Origin of the sequence: Pseudomonas sp. Q11 (assembly GCF_024494355.1) — a bacterium.
Classification (GTDB): Bacteria; Pseudomonadota; Gammaproteobacteria; order Pseudomonadales; family Pseudomonadaceae; genus Aquipseudomonas; species Aquipseudomonas hefeiensis.
In genome coordinates, this window is sequence record NZ_JAKNQY010000025.1 from 90,519 (window position 1) to 98,169 (window position 7,651).

Here is a 7,651-nt window from a genome sequence, read left to right on the forward strand (position 1 = left end):
TCGCGATAGCGCCGGTTCAGTCACATCAATACCGGCTGACAGATCGCCATCGCGAGCAGGCTCGCTCCCACATTGGTTTTGGGGCTGGACTCAAGATATCGGTGGACCCCGCTCCCACAGGTGGATCGGCTGCGGATATAAAACCCGCCGCATGACCCTTGCAGCTTCTCGCCGCTTCCTGCAAAGTCGCGACCTTTTTGTCCGGTGGCTCTCCATCGCTGTGCTTTGAGGTAATGATGATAAATGCAGTAATTGCCGCGGTTGGCGTGATGCTGGTGCTTAGTCTGTCCCGCGTGCATGTGGTGATAGCGCTGATTATCGGTGCTCTGGTGGGCGGCCTGACTGGCGGACTGGGCATCGACGCCACGCTCAAGGCGTTCAATGCGGGCCTCGGGGGCGGGGCAACGGTGGCCTTGTCCTACGCCTTGCTTGGCGCTTTCGCCGTCGCGATTGCCAAGTCCGGCATGGCTCACGCCCTGGCCGACAAAGCCTTGGCCATGGTGGATCGCCAGGACGTCGCCGGTGGCTCGGCGGTCAAATGGGTCCTGATCGGCTTGCTGGGAACGGTAGCGGTCGCCTCCCAGAATATTCTGCCGATCCATATCGCCTTCATCCCGCTGTTGGTACCGCCGCTTCTTTATGTGCTGACCAAGCTGCAGCTGGACCGTCGGTTGATCGCCTGCGTCATGACTTTTGGCTTGATCACGCCCTACATGTTCCTGCCTGTGGGCTTTGGCAATATCTTTCTCAACGAGATCCTGCTGGCCAACGTCGCCCGCAGCGGCGTGGACGTCAGTGGCATCAACATCACCCACGCCATGGGCATTCCGGCGCTGGGCATGGTGTTTGGCTTGGTCATGGCGTTTTTCACGTACCGCAAAAAACGCGTCTACGACCTGAAAACAATCGCCAGGGCCGAACAGGTAACCGTGCGCTATAACCCGTTGAGCCTGTTGGTGGCGGGGCTGGCGATCGCGGCGGCGTTTGCCATTCAACTCCTGCTGGATTCGATGATCATCGGTGCCCTGGTCGGGTTCCTGATTTTTTCGGTATCGGGGGTGGTGCGCTGGCGCGAAACCGACGACCTGTTCACCGAAGGCATGAAGATGATGGCGATGATCGGTTTCATCATGATCGCCGCCTCAGGCTTTGCCGAAGTGATGAAGGCTACAGGTGAAGTCCAGAGCCTGGTGGAAACCTCGGCGACCTGGATCGGCCATAACAAGGGCATCGGCGCACTGCTGATGTTGTTGGTGGGCTTGCTGGTGACCATGGGCATCGGTTCATCGTTCTCCACGGTGCCGATCCTGGCGACGATTTTCGTGCCGTTGTGCCTGCAACTGGGCTTCAGCCCGCTGGCGATCGTTTGCATTGTCGGCACCGCCGGCGCTCTGGGCGATGCCGGCTCGCCCGCTTCGGACTCGACCCTGGGCCCGACCTCCGGCCTGAACATCGATGGCCAGCACCATCACATCTGGGACACCGTGGTTCCGACCTTCATCCATTACAACCTGCCGCTGCTGGTGTTTGGCTGGGTCGCGGCGATGGTGTTGTAACCCGGGACCGAGTCACCTTCATCGCGAGCAGGCTCGCTCCCACATTGGATCTTCTGTGAACACGAAACCCGTGAACTCTTCTGATCCCTGTGGAAGCGAGCCTGCTCGCGATAGGGCCCTCAATTCAGCACCTCTTTAGCTGACCACTCGCGAAAGCCCCCTCACCTTGTCCTACAGTTTTCCCGCGCCGTGCCGTTAACACAGTTAACCACGCCATAAAACCGACAAGAGTGAACAGTATGCGCCTGAGCCTGAAGGCTAAAGTTCTGTCCCTGGCAATACTGCCTGTATTGCTGTCCGCCGTTATCATCAGCCTGACCACGGCCTTCATTCTGAAGGAACAGGCCGGCAAAGAGGTCCAGCAAACCCGCGAACGCCTGCTCCGCGATGCCAAGGCTACGCTGCAGAACTACGTAGCGGTGGGGCTTACCGCCATCAAGCCGTTGTACGATGCGTCGGCACCCGGGGATAACGCCGCGCGGGCCGAGGCGATCAAGCTGCTGTCGAACGTCACCTACGGCAAGGACGGCTACTTCTTCGGTTACGATTCGGAGACTGTTCGTCTGTTCAAGGCCGACAGCCCCGACGGCGTGGGCAAAAACTTCAAGGACAACCGTGATCCCAACGGTGTCTATGTCAACCGTGACCTGGTGAAAGTCGCCAAGGACGGGACCCACTATCTGGAATACAGCTCTCCACTGCCAAACAGTAAAGAACTGGTGCCAAAGCTCGGCTACACCGACTACCTGCCCAAGTGGGACATGGCGGTCGGCAGCTCGGTCAACCTGGACGGCATTGAAGCTCAGGTAGCACTGGTTGAGGGCAAGGTTCAAGAACGTCTGCAAGGCGTTCTGCTGAGCATTGTGGGTATCGCTGTCGTGGTATTGCTGGTGATTGCGGTGGTGGGCATGTTGCTGGCCAATGCCATCCTGCGGCCGCTGCACCTGATGAAAGACAACCTCGATGACATCGCGGCGGGCGAGGGCGACCTGACCCGACGCCTGGCGATCACCAGCCAGGACGAACTCGGCCAACTGGCCGGCTCGTTCAACCGATTTGTCGACAAGATTCACGGTCTGGTCCGGCAGATCACTGAAATGACTTCGCAACTGACTGGGCTGGTGGCGCAGGTTTCCGAGCAGGCGCAGCGCTCCGAGCAGGCCATGGAGCGTCAGCGTCACGAAACCGACCAGGTCGCCACGGCGATCAACGAAATGTCTTCGGCGGCCCAGGAAGTGGCTCGCAGTGCCCAAGGCGCCGCCGTCGCGGCCCAGCAGACCGACGAGGAAGGCCAGTCCGCCAAGCGTGTGGTGGCCGGCAGCATCCAGCAGATTCATGCCTTGGTGAACGATATTCGCAGCAGCGGCGTGTCCCTAGACAGCTTGCAACAGGACGTGGCTTCGATTGTCAGCGTACTGGGAGTGATTCGCTCGATCGCCGAGCAGACCAACCTGTTGGCGCTGAACGCCGCCATCGAGGCCGCTCGTGCCGGGGAAGCGGGACGCGGTTTTGCCGTGGTGGCTGATGAAGTGCGGGCCTTGGCCAGCCGGACTCAGCAAAGTACCCAGGAAATCCAGGGCATGATTGATCGCCTGCAATCGGGCACCCACGCGGCGGTGGAAGCGATGCGCCGTTCCAGCGAAGCGGGCGATGGCACGTCAGTGCAGGCCAACGAGGCGGGGGCGTCCCTGGACACCATGGCGCAGTTGATCGGCACCATCAACTCGATGAACGCCCAGATCGCCAGCGCTGCTGAAGAACAGACCGCCGTGGCCGAAGAAATCAACCGCAGCGTGCACCAGATCGCCGTGGCGGTGGACAGTGTCGCCGACGAAACCCAACTCGGTGCCCAGACCTCCCGCAGCCTCGCCGACCTGGGCCAGCGCCTGGGCAAACTGGTGGGGCAGTTCCGCATCTGACCTGTGCAGCAGGAGCTGCCGAAGGCTGCGATCTTTCGCTCTCGATCCGGATATTTCGCCTGGGCAACCGGGCCCTATCGGGAAAAGAGGATCGCAGCCTTCGGCAGTTCCTGCCGGACGCAGGCAAACACCACCTTGTGGGAGCGAGCCTGCTCGCGATGGCGGTAGATCAGTCAATGACGATGTTGACTGTGAAGGCGCTATCGCGAGCAGGCTCGCTCCCACAGTTGTTTGGCGGTGTCTGCATTAATCGGGAACGTCTTTCGGGCCCGTGCAGGCGCTATGCCTCTCGAACATCGCGCATCAACAACCCGAACCGCAGATCCACCGCATCGGGAATCGGCACGTACACCACATGCCCGTCTCCCGGTGCCACGTCGATGCCCTGGCCGTTGGCGTTCTGCAACTGATGCAGGTCGAAGTGAAAGTTGCCCTTGGGGGTCATCAATTCCATGTGATCGCCCAGGCCAAAGCGGTTCTTGACCCGGACTTCGGCCAGACGCTCGCGCCGCTGGCCGGTCAGTTCGCCGACGAACTGCTGGCGCTCCGACACCGAACTGCCGTTCTGATAGTTCTGGTACTCATCATGAACATGCCGCCGTAGAAAGCCCTCGGTGTATCCGCGCTGGGCCAGGGATTCGAGATCGGCCATCAGACTGCGATCGAACTCCCGGCCGGCCACGGCGTCGTCGATGGCCCGGCGATACACCTGGGTGGTGCGTGCGCAATAAAAGTGCGACTTGGTCCGGCCTTCGATCTTCAAGGAATGCACGCCCATGCGGGCAAGCCGTTCCACGTGTTGCACGGCCCGCAGATCCTTGGCGTTCATGATGTAGGTGCCGTGCTCGTCCTCGAAGGCCGGCATCAACTCCTCCGGACGGTTCGCTTCCTGGAGCAGGAATACCTGGTCGGTGGGCGCGCCGAGGCCCAGGGTCGGTTCGGCTGGCCAGGTTTGCACGATATCGCCCGCCGCGTTTTCCTGCGCCGGTTGCGCCGAATATTTCCAGCGACAGGCGTTGGTGCAACTGCCCTGGTTGGCGTCGCGCCGGTTCAGGTAGCCCGACAGCAGGCAGCGTCCCGAATAAGCCATGCACAGCGCCCCATGGACGAACACCTCCAGTTCCATGGCCGGCACCTGCTCACGGATTTCGGCGATTTCCTCCAGGGACAGCTCCCGGGACAGGATGATGCGGCTCAAGCCCTGCTGTTGCCAGAACTCGACGCTTGCCCAGTTCACCGTGTTGGCCTGCACCGACAGATGAATCGGCATCTGCGGGAAATGTCGGCGTACCAGCATGATCAAGCCGGGGTCGGACATGATCAGCGCATCCGGCGCCATGGCGATCACAGGTTCCAGGTCCTTGAGGAAGGTGCGCAGCTTGGCGTTGTGGGGGGCAATGTTCACCACCACATAGAAACGCTTCCCCAGGGCCTGGGCCTCGCCTATGCCCAAGGCCAGGTTGGCGTGGTCGAATTCGTTGTTGCGCACGCGCAGGCTGTAGCGCGGTTGGCCGGCGTACACCGCGTCGGCACCGTAGGCGAAGGCATAGCGCATGTTTTTCAGGGTGCCGGCGGGGGCGAGCAGTTCGGGGGCAACGAAGGGCATGGTGGCGTCGGATCGCAAAAAGCGCCGAGCGTACGTCACGACGCTCCAGGCGCAATTGATCTGGATCAACACAGGGAGCGAAGGCGAAGGCACTCCGGCGAATCCTGGCTGACTAACGTTTATCGCGCCAAGGATATGGAAAGGAAATGAACCGAAAGAGCCTGCAAGACAAGTCCCAGATGCTGCTGTTGATTCTGGTCACCATCGCTTTCATCTGGATTCTCCTGCCGTTTTATGGCGCCGTGTTCTGGGCAGTGATCCTGGGGATCGTCTTTGCGCCGATGCAGCGCCGCCTGCAATTGAAACTCGGCTGGCAGCGCAACCTCACGTCGCTGCTGACATTGAGTATTTGCGTGGTGATCGCGATCTTGCCGGTGATCGTCATCAGTACGTTGCTGGTCCAGGAAGGGGCGGCGTTATACAAGAGCCTGGAAAGCGGAGAGTTGGACATTGCCGATTACCTGGCCCGTTTCCGGGACGCCTTGCCGCCTTACTTCCAGAGCCTGCTCGACCGTTTCGGCCTGGGTAACCTGAACGGGCTGCGAGAGCGGATCGTCAAAGGCGCGATGCAAGGCAGCGAATTCTTCGCCACCCAGGCGTTCAGCTTCGGCCAAGGCACGTTTCAATTCTTGGTGAGCTTCTTTGTCATGATTTATCTGCTGTTCTTTTTCCTGCGTGACGGCCCTGAGTTGGTGCGCAAGGTGCGCACCGCCGTTCCACTGGCTGAGTACCAGAAGCGTCGCTTGCAGTTGAAATTCAACCGGGTTGTGCGGGCCACCGTAAAGGGTAATCTGCTGGTGGCCATCACCCAAGGGGCGCTGGGTGGGCTGATTTTCTGGATCCTGGGAATTCCGACGGTATTGCTCTGGGCGGTGCTGATGGCCTTTCTATCGCTGTTGCCGGCCGTGGGCGCGGGCCTTGTCTGGGCGCCGGTGGCCTTGTATTTCCTGCTCTCGGGGGCCGTTTGGCAGGGCGTGGTATTGACCCTGTTCGGGATATTCGTCATTGGTCTGGTGGACAATTTCCTGCGTCCGATCCTGGTGGGCAAGGATACGAAGATGCCTGACTACATGGTGCTGGTCTCGACTTTGGGCGGGCTGGCGGTATTCGGGCTGAACGGATTTGTGATCGGCCCGCTGATCGCCGCGCTGTTCATGTCGTGTTGGGCGCTGTTCGTCGAAAGCAAGCCGCGGGTGCGACTGCCTTAGGCCGTCAGCAGATAAGGGCCGATGCGCTGTGACATGGCCTGGGCGGCGGGCAGTGAAGTCAGCGGACCGCTGATGGTGACGCCGTCCTGCACCAGATACCAGCAGGCCAACAGACCCCGCTCTCTGAGCGGGGCGGGTACGGCGCTGCCAATGACAGACATGATTTGAACCTTGGGCATGGGAAACCTCCATCAATCGATGGGGTTACCTTACGACTCAGTGGGGATGAGGAAAAATCAACTGCTTCAATAGTAGGAATCGATGCCGCTCAATCGACGACCAGATCGAGCATGTGCACCACTTCCTGCTCGTTGAGTACGCCCTTGCGCACCAGATTTTCCGCCAGCAGCGAAAGGAACTTGGCGCTGCGGTGGCCTTCCAGGTGCTTGAGTTCAGTCAGCGCGTTGTACACCTTGCTGGAGGTACACAGATCGATGTTGCGATGGGGATTCTGCGTGGGCATACCTTCGTCCTTGTTGTTATGGAGATGTTGTAGGCGGACAACGCTAGTTTGCGGCGTTGCCATGACACATGCGTGACAGTCGGGCCTGACAAATTCAAGCAGGATTCAGACCATGATGCCTGTTCGGGCCGGACTGATTGTTCCGGCAACGACATCGGCAGGCTTTTTCAATCATCAACACTTTTTTTGCCCACAAAAAAGCCCCTGAATCTTTCAATTCAGGGGCTTGATTTGCTGCTGTCTGGCTCCACGACCTGGACTCGAACCAGGGACCCAGTGATTAACAGTCACTTGCTCTACCAACTGAGCTATCGCGGAATGACGCGTATGTTACTGATTGGAAAAGAGAAGTCAAGCTTCTCTTGCCGGCCGGCGCGTTCCTCGGGTCCGTTGGCGATTAATCGGTGATTAGCGGTTACCGCAAAGGCGGGAGAGGGCTACCATGGGCCCCCGGAAGTGGCTGGACGCGCTGCCGGCCATTCGCCAAACAAAGGTTTGCGCCATGAATCATCTGTTACCGCTTCACACAGGCAGCCACACCGAGGTGCGCCTATGAGCACCGCCCAGATCAGCTTGCCCAAGGGCGTGGGGCCGCACGCCGAGAAACTCTACGACGCCATCACCCAGGCCAGTACGGCCGATGAACTGAACCGTGCTGGCGGCAAGGCCGAGGGTTTTGTCCTGGGGCTGGAGAGCGTCAAGGCCATCAAGAGCCAGATTGCCGAGTCGTTGTATGTGATCTACGACGATGCCGCGAGCCAGCGGGCGACGGAGTTGTAACTTCGACGAGTTGCTTTTGTGGCGAGGGAGCTTGCTCCCGCTGGGGCGTAGGAGCTGTCGAGTGCAACGAGGCTGCGATCTTTCCCCTGACACTTGAATCTCAAGCGAAAGATCAAAAG

7 protein-coding genes, 1 tRNA gene and 1 pseudogene are annotated in these 7,651 nt (G+C 60.0%); 5 read left to right on the forward strand and 4 right to left on the reverse strand.

Features of this window, described 5'->3' with window-relative positions; genetic code table 11:
• The first annotated feature begins 239 nt into the window (after positions 1 to 239).
• From MA884_RS22340 to MA884_RS28100, 3 genes and pseudogenes are all read left to right on the forward strand, one after another.
• Complete coding sequence (locus MA884_RS22340; protein ID WP_256232558.1) at positions 240 to 1,556, forward strand: Na+/H+ antiporter NhaC family protein; 1,317 nt, start codon at positions 240 to 242, stop codon at positions 1,554 to 1,556.
• A 239-nt stretch (positions 1,557 to 1,795) separates the two neighbouring features.
• A pseudogene (locus MA884_RS28095) lies at positions 1,796 to 2,617 on the forward strand (cache domain-containing protein); the annotation flags it as partial.
• A 102-nt stretch (positions 2,618 to 2,719) separates the two neighbouring features.
• The gene (locus tag MA884_RS28100; RefSeq protein WP_371134800.1) at positions 2,720 to 3,475 is read left to right on the forward strand and encodes a methyl-accepting chemotaxis protein; all 756 of its coding nucleotides are present in this window, start codon (positions 2,720 to 2,722) and stop codon (positions 3,473 to 3,475) included.
• A 280-nt stretch (positions 3,476 to 3,755) separates the two neighbouring features.
• Here the strand turns inward: MA884_RS28100 and yegQ are convergent, their stop codons facing one another.
• On the reverse strand, positions 3,756 to 5,081 hold the full coding sequence (yegQ, locus tag MA884_RS22350) for a tRNA 5-hydroxyuridine modification protein YegQ (RefSeq protein ID WP_256232552.1): 1,326 nt from the start codon (positions 5,079 to 5,081) through the stop codon (positions 3,756 to 3,758).
• 146 nt (positions 5,082 to 5,227) lie between these two features.
• Between yegQ and MA884_RS22355 the strand changes: the two genes are divergently transcribed.
• Positions 5,228 to 6,289: an AI-2E family transporter gene (locus MA884_RS22355; RefSeq protein ID WP_256232553.1), complete on the forward strand. Its 1,062-nt coding sequence runs from the start codon at positions 5,228 to 5,230 to the stop codon at positions 6,287 to 6,289.
• Here MA884_RS22355 and MA884_RS22360 read toward each other — a convergent pair.
• From MA884_RS22360 to MA884_RS22370, 3 genes are all read right to left on the reverse strand, one after another.
• Positions 6,286 to 6,468 (reverse strand): hypothetical protein, encoded by a 183-nt coding sequence (locus MA884_RS22360; RefSeq protein WP_042728350.1) that lies wholly within the window; start codon positions 6,466 to 6,468, stop codon positions 6,286 to 6,288. The two genes, MA884_RS22355 and MA884_RS22360, sit on opposite strands and share 4 nt — an antisense overlap.
• A gap of 89 nt (positions 6,469 to 6,557) precedes the next feature.
• Positions 6,558 to 6,752: a hypothetical protein gene (locus MA884_RS22365; protein ID WP_256232554.1), complete on the reverse strand. Its 195-nt coding sequence runs from the start codon at positions 6,750 to 6,752 to the stop codon at positions 6,558 to 6,560.
• A gap of 242 nt (positions 6,753 to 6,994) precedes the next feature.
• Positions 6,995 to 7,070: transfer RNA gene (locus MA884_RS22370), tRNA-Asn, on the reverse strand.
• A 234-nt stretch (positions 7,071 to 7,304) separates the two neighbouring features.
• Between MA884_RS22370 and MA884_RS22375 the strand changes: the two genes are divergently transcribed.
• Complete coding sequence (locus MA884_RS22375) at positions 7,305 to 7,532, forward strand: hypothetical protein (protein ID WP_256232555.1); 228 nt, start codon at positions 7,305 to 7,307, stop codon at positions 7,530 to 7,532.
• Positions 7,533 to 7,651: the final 119 nt, after the last annotated feature.

Coding starts and splice junctions, on each gene's coding strand:
- MA884_RS28100 (WP_371134800.1), top strand. CDS start 2,720: ATGGAGCGTCAGCGTCACGAAACCGACCAGGTCGCCACGGCGATCAAC.
- yegQ (WP_256232552.1), bottom strand. CDS start 5,081: ATGCCCTTCGTTGCCCCCGAACTGCTCGCCCCCGCCGGCACCCTGAAA.
- MA884_RS22355 (WP_256232553.1), top strand. CDS start 5,228: ATGAACCGAAAGAGCCTGCAAGACAAGTCCCAGATGCTGCTGTTGATT.
- MA884_RS22360 (WP_042728350.1), bottom strand. CDS start 6,468: ATGCCCAAGGTTCAAATCATGTCTGTCATTGGCAGCGCCGTACCCGCC.
- MA884_RS22365 (WP_256232554.1), bottom strand. CDS start 6,752: ATGCCCACGCAGAATCCCCATCGCAACATCGATCTGTGTACCTCCAGC.
- MA884_RS22375 (WP_256232555.1), top strand. CDS start 7,305: ATGAGCACCGCCCAGATCAGCTTGCCCAAGGGCGTGGGGCCGCACGCC.